This window comes from Egibacter rhizosphaerae (genome assembly GCF_004322855.1).
Lineage (GTDB): Bacteria > Actinomycetota > Nitriliruptoria > Euzebyales > Egibacteraceae > Egibacter > Egibacter rhizosphaerae.
In genome coordinates this window covers 2,689,271-2,705,237 of record NZ_CP036402.1, presented here as the reverse complement: position 1 = coordinate 2,705,237, position 15,967 = coordinate 2,689,271, and the positions used below count along the sequence as shown (strand labels likewise).

At 74.1% G+C, this 15,967-nt stretch carries 15 protein-coding genes; 6 read left to right on the top strand and 9 right to left on the bottom strand.

Annotation, left to right across the window (positions count from 1 at the left end):
• Window positions 1-61 precede the first annotated feature (61 nt).
• Complete coding sequence (locus ER308_RS12620) at window positions 62-973, top strand: ATP-grasp domain-containing protein (protein WP_205745592.1); 912 nt, start codon at window positions 62-64, stop codon at window positions 971-973.
• 202 nt (window positions 974-1,175) lie between these two features.
• Here ER308_RS12620 and ER308_RS12615 read toward each other — a convergent pair whose 3' ends face one another.
• Window positions 1,176-2,756, bottom strand: a complete 1,581-nt coding sequence (locus ER308_RS12615; RefSeq protein WP_165492062.1) for an AMP-binding protein — start codon at window positions 2,754-2,756, stop codon at window positions 1,176-1,178.
• Between the two features lie 96 nt (window positions 2,757-2,852).
• Between ER308_RS12615 and ER308_RS12610 the strand changes: the two genes are divergently transcribed.
• Both ER308_RS12610 and ER308_RS12605 read left to right on the top strand, forming a co-directional pair.
• Window positions 2,853-3,779, top strand: a complete 927-nt coding sequence (locus ER308_RS12610; protein WP_165492061.1) for a sugar phosphate isomerase/epimerase family protein — start codon at window positions 2,853-2,855, stop codon at window positions 3,777-3,779.
• The gene (locus tag ER308_RS12605; RefSeq protein ID WP_131155319.1) at window positions 3,772-4,299 is read left to right on the top strand and encodes a type 1 glutamine amidotransferase domain-containing protein; all 528 of its coding nucleotides are present in this window, start codon (window positions 3,772-3,774) and stop codon (window positions 4,297-4,299) included. Before ER308_RS12610 ends, ER308_RS12605 begins: the two co-directional genes overlap by 8 nt.
• A 173-nt stretch (window positions 4,300-4,472) precedes the next feature.
• Here ER308_RS12605 and ER308_RS12600 read toward each other — a convergent pair whose 3' ends face one another.
• The 4 genes from ER308_RS12600 to ER308_RS12585 form a co-directional block, all read right to left on the bottom strand.
• Entirely contained in the window at window positions 4,473-4,871 is a 399-nt protein-coding gene (locus tag ER308_RS12600) for a DUF4870 domain-containing protein (RefSeq protein WP_205745591.1), read from the bottom strand.
• A 196-nt stretch (window positions 4,872-5,067) separates the two neighbouring features.
• Window positions 5,068-6,261: a lysophospholipid acyltransferase family protein gene (locus ER308_RS12595; protein WP_131155318.1), complete on the bottom strand. Its 1,194-nt coding sequence runs from the start codon at window positions 6,259-6,261 to the stop codon at window positions 5,068-5,070.
• Entirely contained in the window at window positions 6,258-7,445 is a 1,188-nt protein-coding gene (locus ER308_RS12590) for an NAD-dependent epimerase/dehydratase family protein (protein WP_131155317.1), read from the bottom strand. The genes ER308_RS12595 and ER308_RS12590 overlap by 4 nt, the downstream gene beginning before the upstream one ends.
• Window positions 7,446-7,582: 137 nt before the next feature.
• Window positions 7,583-8,371: an SAM hydrolase/SAM-dependent halogenase family protein gene (locus ER308_RS12585; RefSeq protein WP_131155316.1), complete on the bottom strand. Its 789-nt coding sequence runs from the start codon at window positions 8,369-8,371 to the stop codon at window positions 7,583-7,585.
• Between the two features lie 97 nt (window positions 8,372-8,468).
• Between ER308_RS12585 and ER308_RS12580 the strand changes: the two genes are divergently transcribed.
• The 3 genes from ER308_RS12580 to ER308_RS12570 all read left to right on the top strand — a co-directional run bounded on the left by ER308_RS12580 (window position 8,469) and on the right by ER308_RS12570 (window position 10,535).
• Complete coding sequence (locus ER308_RS12580; protein ID WP_131155315.1) at window positions 8,469-8,684, top strand: DUF2905 domain-containing protein; 216 nt, start codon at window positions 8,469-8,471, stop codon at window positions 8,682-8,684.
• Between the two features lie 73 nt (window positions 8,685-8,757).
• Entirely contained in the window at window positions 8,758-9,441 is a 684-nt protein-coding gene (locus tag ER308_RS12575) for a DUF1028 domain-containing protein (RefSeq protein WP_131155314.1), read from the top strand.
• A 140-nt stretch (window positions 9,442-9,581) separates the two neighbouring features.
• Window positions 9,582-10,535: a quinone oxidoreductase family protein gene (locus ER308_RS12570; protein WP_131155313.1), complete on the top strand. Its 954-nt coding sequence runs from the start codon at window positions 9,582-9,584 to the stop codon at window positions 10,533-10,535.
• Between the two features lie 55 nt (window positions 10,536-10,590).
• On the opposite strand, the gene ER308_RS12565 is transcribed toward ER308_RS12570, so the two are convergent.
• The 4 genes from ER308_RS12565 to ER308_RS12550 all read right to left on the bottom strand — a co-directional run bounded on the left by ER308_RS12565 (window position 10,591) and on the right by ER308_RS12550 (window position 15,942).
• Entirely contained in the window at window positions 10,591-11,376 is a 786-nt protein-coding gene (locus ER308_RS12565) for a phosphatase (RefSeq protein ID WP_276319845.1), read from the bottom strand.
• Window positions 11,373-12,533 (bottom strand): acetoin utilization protein AcuC, encoded by a 1,161-nt coding sequence (locus ER308_RS12560; protein WP_131155311.1) that lies wholly within the window; start codon window positions 12,531-12,533, stop codon window positions 11,373-11,375. Before ER308_RS12560 ends, ER308_RS12565 begins: the two co-directional genes overlap by 4 nt.
• Window positions 12,534-12,598: 65 nt before the next feature.
• Window positions 12,599-15,574, bottom strand: coding sequence for an ATP-binding protein (locus ER308_RS22825; protein ID WP_165492059.1), 2,976 nt, complete (start codon window positions 15,572-15,574; stop codon window positions 12,599-12,601).
• A gap of 74 nt (window positions 15,575-15,648) precedes the next feature.
• Window positions 15,649-15,942 carry a hypothetical protein gene (locus tag ER308_RS12550; RefSeq protein WP_165492058.1) on the bottom strand — a complete coding sequence of 98 codons (294 nt, stop codon included), beginning with the start codon at window positions 15,940-15,942 and terminating at the stop codon, window positions 15,649-15,651.
• Window positions 15,943-15,967: the final 25 nt, after the last annotated feature.

Below are 15,967 nucleotides of genomic sequence, written 5' to 3'. Positions count from 1 at the left end.
GCGGGCGATCTGCCCCACCGCGCGCTACGCTCCTGCGCGTTGATGGAGGCGGGGAGGGTCCATGTCCGGTGAGCGGGCGCGCGTGCTCCTCGCGAGCGCCCGCGCCGCGGAGGGCCTCGACGAGGACGAGGTCCCGCTGCTGGCCGCACTCGCCGCGCAGGGCGTCCAGGCGCGCGCAGCGGCCTGGGACGACCCCTCCGTGACGTGGGAGGAGGCCGACCTCGTGGTCCTGCGCTCGACGTGGGACTACCCCGAGCGGCTCGCCGACTTCCTCGACTGGCTGGAGCACGTGGCCGGCGTCACCACCGTGCGCAATCCGGTGGACGTCGTGCGGTGGAACGTCGACAAGCGCTACCTCGTCGACCTCACCGCAGCGGGCGTGCCGACGGTGCCGACCCGCCTCGTCGAGCCGGGGACCGCGTTCGAGCTGCCCGAGCTCGCCGACGGCGGCGGACCCGTCGTCGTCAAGCCCGCGGTGGCCGCCGGGTCACGGGACGCGCTGCGGGTGGAGGCCGACGGGGAGGCGGTCGCACGAGCCCACGTCGAGCGGCTGCACGCCGACGACCGCACCGCGCTCGTCCAGCCGTACTTGGCGGGCGTCGACGCAGCGGGCGAGGCCGCGGTCGTCTACCTCGGCGGCCACCTCAGCCACGCGATCACCAAGGGCGCGATCCTCGCCGAGGGCGGCCCGCCGGTCGACGGACTGTTCGCGCCCGAGCGCCTGACGCCACGCACGCTCACCCCCGCCGAGCGTCACGCCGCCGACCGAACGGTCGAGGCCGCCGCCGGCCTGTTCGGGCGCCGGCCCGAGGACCTGATCTACGCCCGCGTCGACCTGCTGCCGGCAGACGACGGCGAGCCGCTGCTCCTCGAGCTGGAGCTCACCGAGCCCTCCCTCTTCCTGCGGCTGACCGCCGGCGGCCCCGCGCGCGCGGCCGAGCGAATCGCGGCCGCAGCCCGCGCGGTGGCGTGACGGCGTGACCACCCGCTCGCGGGGGGCGCCCCACTCCGCCCGGGCGGTGTGACACCCGCTCGCGAAGGGCGCACCACTTCGCCCGGGCGGCATTACGTGCAGGAGTGAGCACGGCGCCGCCCGGATGCCACGCGCACCAGGCCGGGCGGGCAGAAAAATGTGCGCCAGTGACCACGAGCCCGCCCGGGCGGCCCGCGATCGTTCACGGCCGACCCCCGCCCGAGTCGCGCAGCTCCCAGCGCGCCACCTTCCCGGTCTGCAGGATCGGCAGTTCCTCGACGATGTCCACCGCCACCGGACACTTGAAGCGGGCGAGGAACCTCCGGCAGTGCTCGACCAGCGCCTCCGGGGACGGGTGGGTGCCCTGACGGGGGACGACCACCGCCCGGACCACCTCGCCCGTGCGCTCGTCGGGAACCCCGACGACCCCCGCCTGCGCGACGTCGGGATGCGCCGCGAGGACCTCCTCGACCTCGCGCGGGTAGACGTTGAACCCGCTCACGATGATGAGGTCGCTCTTGCGGTCGACCAGGTGCAGCCAGCCGTCGTCGACGAACCCGAGGTCGCCGGTGCGGAACCACCCGTCGGCGGTGAAGGCGTCCGCGGTCTGTTCCTCGTCCCGCCAATAGCCCTCGAACACGTTGGGGCCCCGGGCGAGCACTTCGCCGGGATCGCCCGACGCCACGGGCCGACCTCCGTCGTGGACGAGGCGGAGCTCGACGCCCGGCACCGGCGGGCCGACGCTGCCCGCCCGCGGCGCGTCGCCCATCGCGGTGGTCGTGAGCACCGGCGAGGTCTCGGTGAGGCCGTAGCCCTCCCAGAGCGCCACGCCGAAGCGCTCCTGGAACCCTTCGAGCACGCGGGGAGCCAGCGGCGCGCCACCCGAGGCCGCCACCCGCACGGCCCCGAGGTCGGGACGCTCAACCTTCCCCCTCCGGGTGACGGCGAGCCACGCCGCGAACATCGGCGGCGCGCCGAGCAGGACCGAGATCCGCTCGCGGGACACCAGCTCGAGCGTCTCCTCCGCCACGAACCGGTCGACCAGCCGCACCGTTGCGCCGCACCGCAACGGGTAGCACAGCGCGACGTTCAACCCGTAGATGTGCGACAGCGGCAGCACCGCGAGGACCTCGTCGCGCTCCGCGATCCGCTGGCGCGACGCATCGAGCTGCGCCTGATTCGCCGAGAGGTGCCGGTGCGTGAGCATCACCCCGCGGGGCCGGCCGGTCGTGCCGGTGGTGTACTGCAGCAGAGCGAGGTCGTCGGGGTCGCCCACCACCCCAGGCTCCTCTCCCGGGCCCACCACCCCAGGCTCCTCTCCCGGGCCCACCACCCCAGGCTCCCCTTCCGGGCCCACCACCCCAGGTAGACGGCTGGTCGTCTCGACCGGGGCCTGCCAGTCGGCGAAGGCGGCCGCCTCGTCGAGCACCCCGCGCCGGTCGGGTTCGGTGACGACGAGGGCCGGCTCGGCGTCGGCGATCAGCCGCGCGAGCTCGGGCGCCGGCGACGCGCGGTTCAACGGCACCGCCACCCCCCCGGCCCGCCACGTTCCGTAGAGCAGCACGGCGAACGCCGACGAGTTCGCGAGGTCCACCGCCACGCGGTCACCCCGTGAGATACCGCGAGCACGCAGCGCCCGGGCCGCGCGGGTCACCGCCGCGTCGAGCTCGGCGTAGGTGAACACTCCCTCACCCGTGCGGAGCGCGGGCTTGTCGGGCAGGCGCGCGGCGACCTCCCCGAGCGTTCCCGCGAGATGCACCGCCGTGAAGCTGAACTCGGCCATCGCTTGCATGCTACGGACGCGTGGCCACCGAAACGTCACCCCCGCTTACCTGATCGGCCGGGGCCCCGTCACCGGCGGCGGCTACGGTTGGAGTCGATGCACGGCGAGCCAAGGATCCTGGCCTCCACCGCCCCGCTGCTCCTGTCGCCGGTCAACTGGGTCCTCGACGCGTTCGCGGACGCCGGTTTCACCGAGGCGGAGCTCCTGCTCGCCCGCCATCCCGACAGCCGCGAGCCCGACCGCATCCTCGCCCGCGCCCAGGAGGCCGGCCTGCGGATCCCCGTGGTCCACGGGCCGTACATGCTGCTCCTGCGCAACGTCCTCGGGCGCGCCTACATCGAGAAGACACGACGATCGCTCGAGATCGCCCGGGCGGTCGGGGCCCAGACGCTAGTGGCGCACGCCCCGTTCCGGTGGGAACGGCGGGCGCGCGGCTGGCTGGCCGCCGAGGCCGACGACGAGGCCGCCGAGATCGGACCCTCGTTCGCGATGGAGAACCTCTACCCGGTGGCCGGGCGGAACTTCTCCTCGGTGGTCACACCTCAGGATCTCGCACCGTTCCGCCACGTCGTGTTCGACACGAGCCACTTCGCCGTCGCCGGCATCGACCTGTTCGACGCGTGGGACGCGATCGGCCACCAAGTCGTGCACCTGCACGTATCCGACAACCACGGGGCGGGCAAGGACAACCACGCGCCCATCGGGACGGGGACCCTCCCGCTCGCGGCCTTCCTCGCCCATGTTGGCCGCTCCGGCTACTCGGGTACCGTCACGCTCGAGCTGGATTGCCGCCCCCACCTCGATGCCCGCTCGGAGTTGGTCGCGTTCTGGACACGCCAGCGGCAGCTCGCCGAGGCGCTGCTGGCCGGCGAGGCCGCTCCCGACAACGACGGCCCTGAGCACGCCGAACGCCTCGCCGGCGATGGGCACCCCACCACCGATGCGGGGCGCGCGACCCAGCAGACGCCCGGCCGACCCCTGATCGGCGACGCGCAGGCCAAGCAAGGAGGACGCCATGAGTGAACTGACCGGCAAGAAGGCCCTGATCCTCGCCGCCAACCTGTTCGAGGAATCCGAGCTGCTCTATCCGCTGCACCGGTTGCGTGAGGAGGGTGCCGAGGTCACCGTCGCGAGCCCGCAGGGCGCGAAGGTGACCGGCAAGAACGGCTACGGGCCGATGGGCGTGGAGGCCGCGATCGAGGACGCCTCCGCCAACGACTACGACGTGCTCGTGATCCCCGGCGGGTTCGCCCCGGACCGGCTCCGCGCCCACGACGCGACGCTCGAACTCGTCCGCGCGTTCGACACCGCCGGCAAGCCGATCGGCTTCATCTGTCACGCAGGATGGGTGCCGATCTCGGCGGGCATCATCAAGGGGCGCCGTGCCACGAGCGTCTCGGTGATCAAGGACGACATGGTCAATGCCGGCACGGACTGGGTGGACGAGGAGGCAGTGGTCGACGGCAACCTCGTCTCGGCCCGCACGCCCGCCGACCTCGGCCCGTGGCTGAAGGCGTTGATCAGCACCGTGCGCGCGGCGTGAGACGCGCGACGATGATCACGATCATCGCGCTGCTGACCGCGATGGTGGGCGCGATGGTCGTGCAACTCATGCTCGCCGCCCGGCTCGGCTGAGCTGCGCGCCGCCCGGCCCGGATGCACCGGAGCGCGGGCGGCGGAAGTTCGGGCGGGTCCGGGCGCGTCGGCCCGAGCCGCTCAGGCGGTCGCCTGCTGGTAACCCGACATCTGCTCGGCGTAGTCGCCGATGACCGGCAGCTTGAAGTGCTCCAGGTTGTAGCCCTTGATCGACAGCAGGATCCAGAGCACGAAGCCGAGCAGCGACAAGAACGGCGAGATCACCCAGGTGAACGGGATCGCGGTGAGCAGGATCGAAATCACCGTTAGTCCACCGAACGTGATGATGGACTGCGCCGCGTGGAACTTCACCTCCGGGTGGGACTGGGTCAGGAACATGACCAGCCCGCCGATCCACCCGAACAGCAGATAAGACAGCATGGCAGCGATGTTCGGGTCGAGCCCGGCGCTACCGGCGCTGCCGGTATTGCCTGAGCCCGTGTTGGGGTCGGGCGTCGCGCCGCTCTGTTCGTCAGCCATCTCGGTTCCCTCCTCGGTCGTGGGCGTCTCATCATTGGCCGCTGATCGCCCATGGGACCACTGCATGCCCCACCTGGACGCACGCGGACCGTCCCTGGCCGGGACATCAGCGGGACAGTTCGAATCCTCTTTGGTGCCATCGGGGCGTGGCCGGCCTCCCGCCGCTGGGCTGGTTCCGGACCTCCCGTCGACCGAATCAGAAGAAAATTGACCGGCGCCCCAGTAGCGTACGGTAAAGCATCTGCTGCACGGTGTCGCGCACCCGGTCGCTGAGCTCGAGCACGGTCATGGGATCGTCGGCGGCCTCCGGCCCGTAGGCGGTGGTGTCGATCGGTTCGCCGAACTCGATGATCCACTTCGAGGGCAGCGGGACCAGGCCCAGCGGTCCCAGCCAGGGGAACTGCCAGGTGATCGGGAAGTACGGCAGCCCGAGCAGCCGCGCGAGCCACCGCACGTTGGCGACGATCGGGTAGATCTCCTCGCTGCCCACGATCGCGGTCGGCACGATCGGCGCCTGGGCGCGCAACGCGATCTCGACGAAGCCGCCCCGGCCGAACCGCTGCAGCTTGTAGCGGTCCCGGTAGTGCTTGCCCACGCCCTTGAACCCTTCGGGCCAGACCCCCACCAGCTCGCCGGAGCGCAACAGCCGGATCGCATCGTCGTCCCGGGCCAGCGTGTTCCCCGACTTGCGCGCCAGCGGGCCGACGACGGGCACCCGCAGGGCGAGGTCGGCGGCGAGCTCGCGCAGGTGGCGCCCCTCCGGATGGTCGTCGAGCAGCGCCACCTTCACCATGATCGCGTCCCACGGCACGGTGCCCGCGTGGTTGCCGACCAGCAGCGCCCCGGTGTCGTCGGGCACGTGCTCGGCGCCGAGTGTGCGGACCCTCCACCACCGTTGGTACAGCGGGCGGGCGAGGGGGAGCAGGACCTCCTCGGTGAGCTCCCGGTCGAATCCGTACTCGTCGACGTGGTAGTCACCGGTCAGGCGCCGACGGAGGAACGCGAGGGCGCGCTCCACCGCGGCCTCGAACTCCGCGGCGGTGGTGGGATCCAGCGCGGGGGGCGCGAGTCCGCCGTCCTCCCCGAGCAGGGCCGCGGTCGGCCCCGCCGTGGGGCGTGGCGCCCCCGTCCCCGGATCCGGTCCGGTGCCCGCGGGCTCGCGCGGGGCGGCCTCTTCGGCGTGGACGACGCAGCGACCGTGCACCCCCGCGTAGTTGCGGCAGGGCTCCCCCCGCTCGTCGACGTGGCCGCAGCGCTCGCGCCCCTGCGCGTGCGTCCCCGAGCCGGCGGGATGCGAGCCCGCCCCCACGGGCCGGCGTGCCCGCCGCCGGGTGAGGTCGAGGGGGATCACGTCGCCGCCGGCCGTCAAGCGTTCGCTCTCGTCGCTCATGGTCGGTCGCCCTCCCGGTCGCCGGGGCGCCCATCGATCCCGTCGTGGCCACCGGGTGTGGCGACGGGTTCCTGCGGGGCGGGAGGACGGGCGGTCGCCCGGGACGCGGCGCGATCCTCGCGATCCCCGGGGGCGGGCTGCCCACCGGTCCGCAGCGTCCGGCGCGCGAGGCCGAGCAGCCGGGCCTCCAGCTCCTCGACCCGTTCAGGCTCGATCAGCGGCTCCACCGCGCGCTCGGCGAGGAAGTCGGTCAGCGCGGTGCGGGTGTCGTGCTCGGGCATGAACCCGAAGGTGCGCTGCAGGCGGGTCGTGTCCGCCACCCGACCGAAGAGCAGGAACTGGAGCTGGTCCGGGGAGAAGTCGACGAGCCCCGCACTGCGCAACCAGCCGGCGACGAGCGGCAGCAGCGGGCGCGGCAGGGGCGCCTCGACCTTGCCGGCGAGCCGGATCGCCTGCGACAGGTAGACGATCCCGGGCCCGGCCACGTTGTAGAGGCCGGGATGGCCCTCCATCGTCGCGCGCTGCAGGACCTCGACCGCGTCGTCCTCGTGCAAGAGCTGCAGCCGCGGGTCGTAGCCGAGCACGGTCGGCGCGACGGGCAGCTGGAAGTAGCGGGTGAGCGGGGTCTCGACGGTCGGGCCGACGGTGTTCGCGAGCCGCAGGAGCGTGAGGGTGAGGTCGGGCCGGCGTCGGGCGAGGCCGCGGGCGTAGCCCTCGACCTCGCCCGCGTCCTTCGCGTAGCCGGCGCGCGAGCTGACGTCGATGGTGCTGTCCTCGCCGAACAGCGCCGGGTCCCGGTAGTGGCTGCCGTAGAGCGCGGTGCTGGAGCGGACCACGACCCGCTCGAGCCGGGGCGCCTTCTGTGCCGCGGCGAGGAGCTGCATCGTCCCGATGACGTTGAGCTCCTTCATGCGGGCGCGCCCCCCGCCCTGGGCGGGCGTGGTGACGAGCGCGAGGTGTACCAGCGTGTCCACCCCGGTCGACTCGATCACCCGCGCAACGAGCGGGTTGCGCAGGTCGGCTCGGATGAACTCGGCCCGCTCGAGCGGGACGCACGGGTCGTCGAGGTCGACGCCCCCGACGTAGTCGACCCGGTCGTCGGCTTCGAGCCGCTGGACGAGCGCACCGGCCAGCGCACCGGAGATCCCGGTGACGAGGATCCGGCGTCCGTGCTCGTCGGCCACGCGCCTCCCATCCGTCGGCGCCTCACGAGACACATCGCCGACCGGACCCCGCAGCGTACGCCTCCCGTGGCGAGCGCGGGGACGTTCGGGCCGACTTCGTCACGCCGCGCGCGCAGACGTGCGCTGACCGACCTCGGCTATCCGGGGACCAGCTCGACCTCGTCGTCCGGCACGACCTCGAGGGCCGCAGCCGCCGACCCGCCGGCCACGACGACGGCCGCCCACCCGAAGCTGTCGACCAGCACCCCCGCGCGGCCCGGCGCGAGCTCGGCGAAGGTCCGCACGCGCGTCGCGGCCACCACCCGGTCCCCCGCACGCACGCGCAGTGCCGACGGGATCCCCGCCCGGTCGAGGTCCGCGGCCGGGAGTGCGAGCTGCACGTTGCCGTAGCGGTCGAGGTCGCGCACGCCGGCTCGTGCTCGCCCGACTGATGCGTGCACCGGGCGGGACGGCAGCGTCACCAGCGTCTCGGGGTCGAGCGGCTGCGCGAGGGCGCCCGGGGCGGCGCCGGCGGCGAGACGTCCCGCTGCGGGCGCGAACACGTCGCGACCGTGGAAGGTCGCCGACGCCTCGGCGGGTGGGACCAGGGCCCAGGCCCCCGCGACACCGCCGAGCCGCTCGGCGGCCTCGAGGAGCAGGCCGTTGTCGGGCCCGACCAGGCGGTGCCCCCCGGCGACGAGCACGAGCGCGTGGCGCGCGGAGCCGACCCCGGGATCGACGACCGCGAGATGGGTCGCCGGCTCGGGGACGTGAGCCACGGCGTCGGCCAGCCGGGCGGCCCCCTGGCGCACGTTCTGGGGCGCCACCTCGTGACCGAGGTCGACGATGCGCGCCTCGGGCGCCTGCGCGAGGACCGCCACGTGGCAGAGGCCTACGAACGGGTCCGCCAGGCCGAAGTCGGACAGGAAGGTCACCAGGCCGGGCATGGGCCGGGCAGCCTAGCGCCTGCACATCACCCCGCCCGGACGGTCGCTGGCTGGTTCACCGTCGCCGGCGTGCTCGGCGCCGATACCCTTCGGGGCGATGGAACGCACGATCGGCACCGTCCTCGTGGCGCTCGGCATCGCGGCGGTCGTCATCGGCCTGCTCGTGCGGGTCGGGGCCTTCTCGTGGTTCGGTCGGCTGCCGGGTGACCTGCGCTTCGAGGGCGAGAGCTCGCAGGTGTTCATCCCGATCACCTCGATGCTCATCGTCTCGGTGGTCCTGTCGCTGCTGCTGTCGTTCCTGTTCAACCGCTGACCCGCCTGCCGCCGAGCACCGCGACCCGCGCCTCGATTCGCGACCACCCCCGACGCCGACGGACGGACGAACCATGACCTTGTCGATCGTGGCGCGCTGCCCAGAGACCGGCCAGCTCGGCATCGCGGCCGCCACCGGTACCCCTGGGGTCGGCAAGCTGCTCACGTGGGCCGAACCCCACGCCGGCGCGATCGCCACGCAGGGTTGGGTCAACCCCTACCTCGGCGCGGACGGGATCGACCTGCTCGCCCACGGACATCCCGCTCACCGCGTGCTCGGCGCGGTCCTGACGCTCGATCCCGCCCCCGAGCAACGTCAGATCGGCGTCGTCGACGCGTCCGGCAACGTCGCCCACCACACCGGGGAGGCCTGCGAGGGCTGGGCGGGCGTCGAGACCGGCGACGGACTGTCGGTGCAGGGCAACCTGCTGCAGAGCGGGCACGGCGTCACCGCCTGCCGCGAGACCTTCGAGGCGTCCGAGGGTGAGCTCGTCGCGCGGCTGCTCGCGGCACTGGCGGCCGGCGTGACCTCGGGCGGCGACCATCGCGGCGAGCGCTCGGCGACCGTCTACGTCGTCGAGGCGGAGCGCTACCCGATCTGGGACGTGCGAATCGACGAGTCCCACGAGCCCGTCGCCGAGCTGGAGCGGCTCCAGGGCGTGCTGCATCGCGAGCTGATGAGCCAGCTGCGCCTCCTGCCCACCCGCCGGGATCCGCGGGGCCGGACGGCACCGCCGCATCGCGAGGGTCTGGCGTAGCAACCGGAGGCTCGAGCGCCCGCCCTGTCGCTGAGCGGGCCCCCGCCTCCGCCGCGACCCGGGCGTCACCTCGATAGCCTGCCGGGTGACCACGGTCACCGCTCGGTGGCCGTCCCCGACCCGTACCCCATGGAGGCGGCTTGCGCGCGATCCGCATCACCGAGTTCGGCGGACCGGAGGTCCTGGAGCTCGCCGAGGTCCCCGATCCCGAGCCGGGCGACGGCGAGGAGCTGATCGAGGTCGATCACGCCGGCGTCAACTACGCCGACACCCACCAGACCGAGGACTCCTACCTCGCGCCGACGACGCTGCCGATGACCCCGGGCGCCGAGGTGGTTGGCCGCACCCCGGACGGTCGGCGGGTCGTCGCGCTCACCGGCACGGGCGGCTACGCGCAGCGGGCCGTCGCCCGCGCCTGCGCGGTGTTCGACGTGCCCGACGAGGTCGGTGACGGCACCGCGGCCGCGCTCCTGTTGCAGGGCACGACCGCCTGGCACGCGCTGCACACGAGTGCCCGGGTGCGTGCCGGCGAGTCGGTCGTCGTGCACGCCGCCGCGGGCGGCGTCGGCTCCCTCGCCGTCCAGCTCGCCAAGCAGGCCGGCTGCGCGCCGGTCGTCGCCGCGGCCTCCACCGAGGAGAAGCGTCGGCTCGCCCGCGACCTCGGCGCGGACGCGACCATCGACGCGCGGGCCGAGGACCTCAAGGGCGCCATCGAGGAGGCCGTGGGCGGCAAGGCCGACGTCGTGCTCGAGATGGTCGGCGGACCGACATTCGACGCCAGCCTCGCGGCGCTGGCGCCCTTCGGGCGGCTCGTCACCTACGGGATGGCCGGCCGGCAACCCGCGAGCGACGTCGCTCCCGCCAAGCTGCTCGGCAGGAGCCGCGGCATCATCGGCTTCTGGCTCGCGCACGCCTTCGCGGACCCCCCGAGGTTGCTCGGCAAGCCGCTCGCCGACCTGTTCACGGCCGTCGAGCGCGGGGAGCTGACCGCGATCGTCGGCAGCAGCTACCCCCTGTCGGAGGCCGGGCGCGCACACGAGGACCTGCGGGCGCGCCGCACCGTCGGCAAGGTGCTGCTCGACCCCTCGACGTAGGCGCGAACCGCTGGCCCCGGCCGCGCTCCCCCTCGACGTCGGCGGCTCGCCCGCGTCAGCCCCAGTCGAGCATGTGCTCGGTCACCGGGAGGTAGTGCCGCGGCGCCAGGTTGTCGTCGAGTGGCAGCACGGCGTTCGTGAGGCCACGCGCTTGCGCCAGCGGCAGCGCGGGGTCGTTGACGTCGGCGATCGACAGGGTCGGCAGCCCTCGGGCGATGGCCGCGCCGGCGAGGCCGTGGTCGGCGATCACGAGGTCGATGCGCCCGACGGTCGCGTCGAGCATCCGCTCCATCAGGTCCGGCCGGTGGGTGTGCCGCAGGTTCGCCCCGTCGAACTCGCCGCCCACCCCGTCGGTAAAGCGGATCCCGACCGGCCGGCCCCGTTCGGTCTCGTACACGAACGTGTCGTCGAGCGGGGTCGCCACGGCACAGCCCCGGGACTGCAAGGCGCGGACGATCGCGGCGTAGTGCGCGAGCAGGCCGGTGGGATGGCCGGTGGCGACCAGCACCGTCGCCTGCTCGGCGGCCGCGTGGGCAAGGCTGCGCCGGTGCCGCTCGATCGCGTCCACCGCGCGGTCGGGGTCGATCCAACCGGGCCCGTCGAGGTCGCGGGCGCCGCCGGGATCGCCGCCGCAGACGTCGCGCACCGCGTCGACGAGCTCCCGCAGCGGCGTGCCCGCGACATCGGGCAGCCCGAAGGAGTAGTCCGGGGAACCGTTGCGGGCCTTGGAGCAGTTCACGAGGACCTGCCGGGGGGTCGTGGCCACCTCGCCCGCGAGTCGCGTCCACTCGAGGTGCCCCCGGAGATCGCCGGTTGCGGGTCGCCGCCGTCCCGCCCTCACGTGTGCCGCTCCAGCTGCTCGAAGGCGCTGGTCTTGAGCGTCTCGACCGCGTCGAACGCCGCACTGCGGACCATCCCGCGCCGCTCGTCGGCCATCCGCACCGGGCCGTCCAGGAAGGCCTCGGGGGGACGCTCCCCGGTCGCCTCCTCGGCCTCGTGCAGCCACGGCCACGGCACCTCGATCGGCAGCTCCGCCCCGGCGAGCTCCGCGAAGTAGATCGTCCAGGCCCGCGGCACCACGGTCGCGAGGCGGTAGCCCCCGCCGCCGGTCGCGACCCAGCGACCCTCGCTGTGCTCGTGGGCGAGGGCATGCAGCCGCTGGGCGATGTGGGTGTAGTCGTCGGTGGTGAGCGCGAGGTGCGCGAGCGGGTCGGTGACGTGGGTGTCGCAGCCCAGTTGCGTGACGATCACCTGCGGGCGGAACGCATCGAGGGCGGGCGGGACGACCGCCTCGAACGCCTCGAACCAGACGTCGCCGGGCGTCGCCGGCTCGAGCGGGACGTTCAGGCTCGTGCCCACCGCGTCGCCGGCGCCGATCTCGTTCGGGAACCCCGTGCCCGGGAACAGGTAGCGACCGGACTCGTGGAGGCTGACGGTGAGCACCCGCGGGTCGTCGTAGAAGATCTCCTGCGGCCCGTCGCCGTGGTGGGTGTCGACGTCGAGGTAGGCGACGCGCTCGGCGCCGTGCCGCAGCAACCAGTCGATCGCGAACGCCGGGTCGTCGTAGATGCAGAACCCGCTCGCGCGGTCGGGCATGGCGTGGTGCAGCCCACCGGCCGGGTTGAAGGCGTGGATCGCCGTGCCCTCCCACACGGCCTTCGCCGCGGCCACGGATGCGCCGCAGACCTCCAGGGAGGCCTCGTGCATCCCGCGGAAGACGGGGTTGTCGCCGAGCCCGAGCCCGTGCCGGATCGGCGCGTACGGGTCGGGGTCGGCCGACTGCTTCCGCACCGCGTCGACGTACTGCTCGGTGTGGATCCGCAGGACGTCGTCCGTGGTGAACGGCTCGCGCGGGAGGGTCAGCACCCCCTCACGGTCGGTGAACCCGCAGGCACGGATCAGCGAGACGGTCAACTCGACGCGGATCGGCTTCAGGGGGTGGTCGGGCCCGAAGTCGTAGAGGATCCGCTCGTCCTGCCAGATGAGGGCGGTCGCCATGGCCGAATCGTAGGTGAACCGAGCCCCGCGCGCGGCACGCGGAGCTCCCGGGACGTTCCCGCCGGTCAGCCGGCGGGCTCCGACGGCTCGGTGAGGCGATGGGCGTGCGCCCAGGCCGCGGCCTCGGTGCGCGAGGCCGTCCCGGTCTTGCGCAGGATGTTCGAGACGTGCACCGCCGCGGTCTTGCGCGCGATGAACAGCCGCTCGGCGATCTCGCGGTTCGAGTGGCCCTGCGCGATGAGCCGCAGCACCTCGCGTTCGCGGGCGGTCAGCCCTGCGCCCTCGTCGGTTCCGCGGCCCTCGTGGGGGGAGGCCGCGCCCAGGCGCCGCGCGAGCGCGGCGATGCGCTCGCGCCGCACCCCCGGCCAGCGTTCGAGGTGCGCGAGCGCCGCCTGCGCCTCTGCCTGCGCTTGCTCCCGCTCACCCAGCGCCGCCAGCGCCCGGGCCAGCCGCGCCCGAGCCTCGGCATACCAGGTCACCGCCAGCGGGAGGTCCGACCGCGCCAGCGCGTCTCGGGCGCGGACGACCGCCGTGGCGTGGTCCCCGCGACGCTCGGCGAGCGCGGCCTCGGCGTCGGCGAGCCGGGCGACCTCCGGCAACCGGTTGGTCTGGTGCTCGGCCAGGGCGGCCCGGTGCAACTCCTCCAGCTGGTCGTCGCCCACCTCGTCGAACCGCGCGACGTTGAGGATGGTGTCGCACAGGTGCCCGGCGAAGCCGCGATTGCCGGGCGGCCGCTCGCTGACGTGCGCGAGCACTCGAGCCACGCTGCGTCGCGCCAGCTCGGGATCGTCGAGCAGGTGGGCCGCGACCGCCCCGAGGAACCCGGTGACCACGGGCGACCCTCCGCGAGCGGTTCCGTCCCGCCCGATGGGAGGCGACGGGCCAGACCCATCGCCCCGGTCGCCCACCCCCGGCCCGTCGGCCTCCAGCGCCGCCGAGAACGTTGACCGGGCCGGTTCGGCCTCCCCGCGCTCCGCGGCGAGCACGGCGCGGTTCTGCGCGGTGAGCACCGGGTAGCGGGTTGGCCGGCCCGAGACCACCCGCTCGGCCTGGTCGAGGTCGCCTTCGACGGCCGCGAGCTGCGACTCCTGGTCCACGAGGTCGAAGGCGAAGATGTCGTGCCCGTACCGCCGCGTCGCGTCGACGTTGAGGGCGAGGACTCGCCGGGCCTCGTCGAGCCGGCCCGGCATCTCGTGGAGCAGGCACACGAGCGCGTTGTGGCACGCCCGGATGAGGGCATGCGGCTGGTCGAGGCGCTGGGCCTCCCGCCGCGCGCGGTCGAGCAGGTCGAGGCCCTCCTCCTCCCGGCCGGGCGTGTCCGTGAGGACGATCCCCTTGTTGACGAGGGTGAACGGCACGATCTCCTCACTGCCGATCCGCTCGGCCAGTTCGAGGGCCGCGTCCGCCCAGCGGACCGCTTCCTCGCCCTCGCCCGTGAGCCCGTGGCGCTGCGAGCGGTAGGCGAGGCACCACGCGTGTTCCGGATGGTCGCCGAGCTGGCGGGCGACCTCGAGCGCGGCCTCGAGCGCCTCCCAGTGGGCCTGCGTGTCCGCCTCGAACCACCGCACCGAGGCGAGCTGGCGCAGCGCCCGCGCCTCGCCCGCGAGGTCGCCCTGCTCGGCAGCCCTCGCCCGCCACACCTCGGCGTGGTGCCCGGCGACCTCCAGCGCGCCGACGCGCCACGCGGCCTGAGCGGCGTGTTCGCGCAGGGAGGCCTCGCGGTCGGACGCGAGCTCGTCGGGGTCGGCGAGCGCGAGCTCGGCGAGTCGCAGTGCCTCGCCAGACGCGCCCTCGGCGAGCAGTCGACGGGCACCCTGCCCGGCGAAGCGCGCCAGGGCGTCGCGCCGGCCGGCGGCCGCGGCGTGCTGGGCGAGCGCGACGTAATCGTCGGAGCCACCGTCCTCCAGCGCGGCGAGCGCGGCGTCGTGCAACCGCCGCCGTTCCCGGTCGAAGAGTTGGCTGCTGATCGCTTCGCGGGCCAGGGCATGACGGAACCCGAAGACGTCGGCCGCCCCCTCGGTCACGAGCCCCCGGCGTTCGAGCTCGTGCAGGTGCGCGAGCAGGTCGCGCTCGCCGACCCCGATGACCGCCGCGAGGAGCTCGAAGTCGACTCTCGGCCCCAGCACCGCGGCCGCGTCGAGCACCGCGCGGGTCTCGGCGTCGAGCTCGTCGACGCGACGCAGCACCGCCTCGGCAGCGTTCCACGGCAGCTCCGCACCGGGCAGGTCGTCGGGATCGCCCGTCCCGGACCCAGCGATCAATTCCTCCACGAAGAACGCGTTGCCGAGGGTGCGGGCGTGCAGGGTCTGCACCGTCGTGGCGGTCGCGGGCTTGCCGTACACCGCCGCGAGGAGCTCGGTCAACGCCTCGGGCGTGAGCCGGTCGACCGGGACATGGGCGACGCTGCGTTGGCGCTCGATCTCGGGCAGCGCCCGTGCGAGGGCATGTCTGCGGTCGACGTGCTCGGGCCGGAACGTGGCCACGAGCAGGGCCGGCAGGCCGGGCGAGACCGTCAGCCGCTCCCAGAGCGCGATGCTCTCGGCATCCGCCCAGTGCAGGTCCTCGAGGACGACGACCGCGGGACCTTCGCCGACGGCGTGCTGCAAGAGCGCGGCAGCGGCCAGGGCGAACTCCTCGGCCGAGTGCTGCTCGTCGGGCGCCTCGGCCGCATGGTCGCCGGCGTGGTGGGGCGCGAGGGACAGGAGCGGGTGCAGGACGTGGCGGATCGCGTGCTCGCGGGCGCGCAGTTCGTCGGGAAACGCCTCCCAGGCCGCGACGGTCGAGGCGAGTACCGCCCGAAGCAAGGCGAACGGCCGGGCCGCGTCGCCCTCCTGCGCCTGCGCGGCGAGCACGCGCGCGTCGGTCGTCTCGCAGAGCTCCCGCAGCAGGCGGGTCTTGCCCACGCCGGCCTCACCGCCGACGACCGCGACCGGCGGCAGCCCGTCGTCGCCGGGGACGCGACCCAGCAGGGCGCGCAAGGCCGCGAGCTCGGCCTCGCGGCCGACCATGATCGGCGAGAGCCCTGCACGACCGTGCAGCATCGCCGGGATCGTACGGGACCTCCCGGGCTCCTGCGCGGGTTGCGGCCGCTGACCGGATGACCGGTCGTCGACCATCACGGGCACGGGGCCAAGCCCGCGCAGTCGGTGCCGTCCGGTCCCATCGCGGACGCGGCGTTGGGTGGCGCGGGCTCGGCAGCGGCCTGCCCCTCGGGCACGGGAGCGGGGACGACCTCCCCCACGGACTCGATGTCCCCGGCGACCTCGGGAGGAGCAGTCCCGGCGGTTGGCCACGAGCGTCCGACCCACCCCACGTCGGGCGCCTCTTCCCGAGGGCGGTTCCGGCGCAGGCGGTCATGGGCCGCACGCACCCACGCGGCCCCCTCCCCCTCCCGTGATCGGCCGTCCATGGCGGACTCCTTCCCGTCGCTTCCC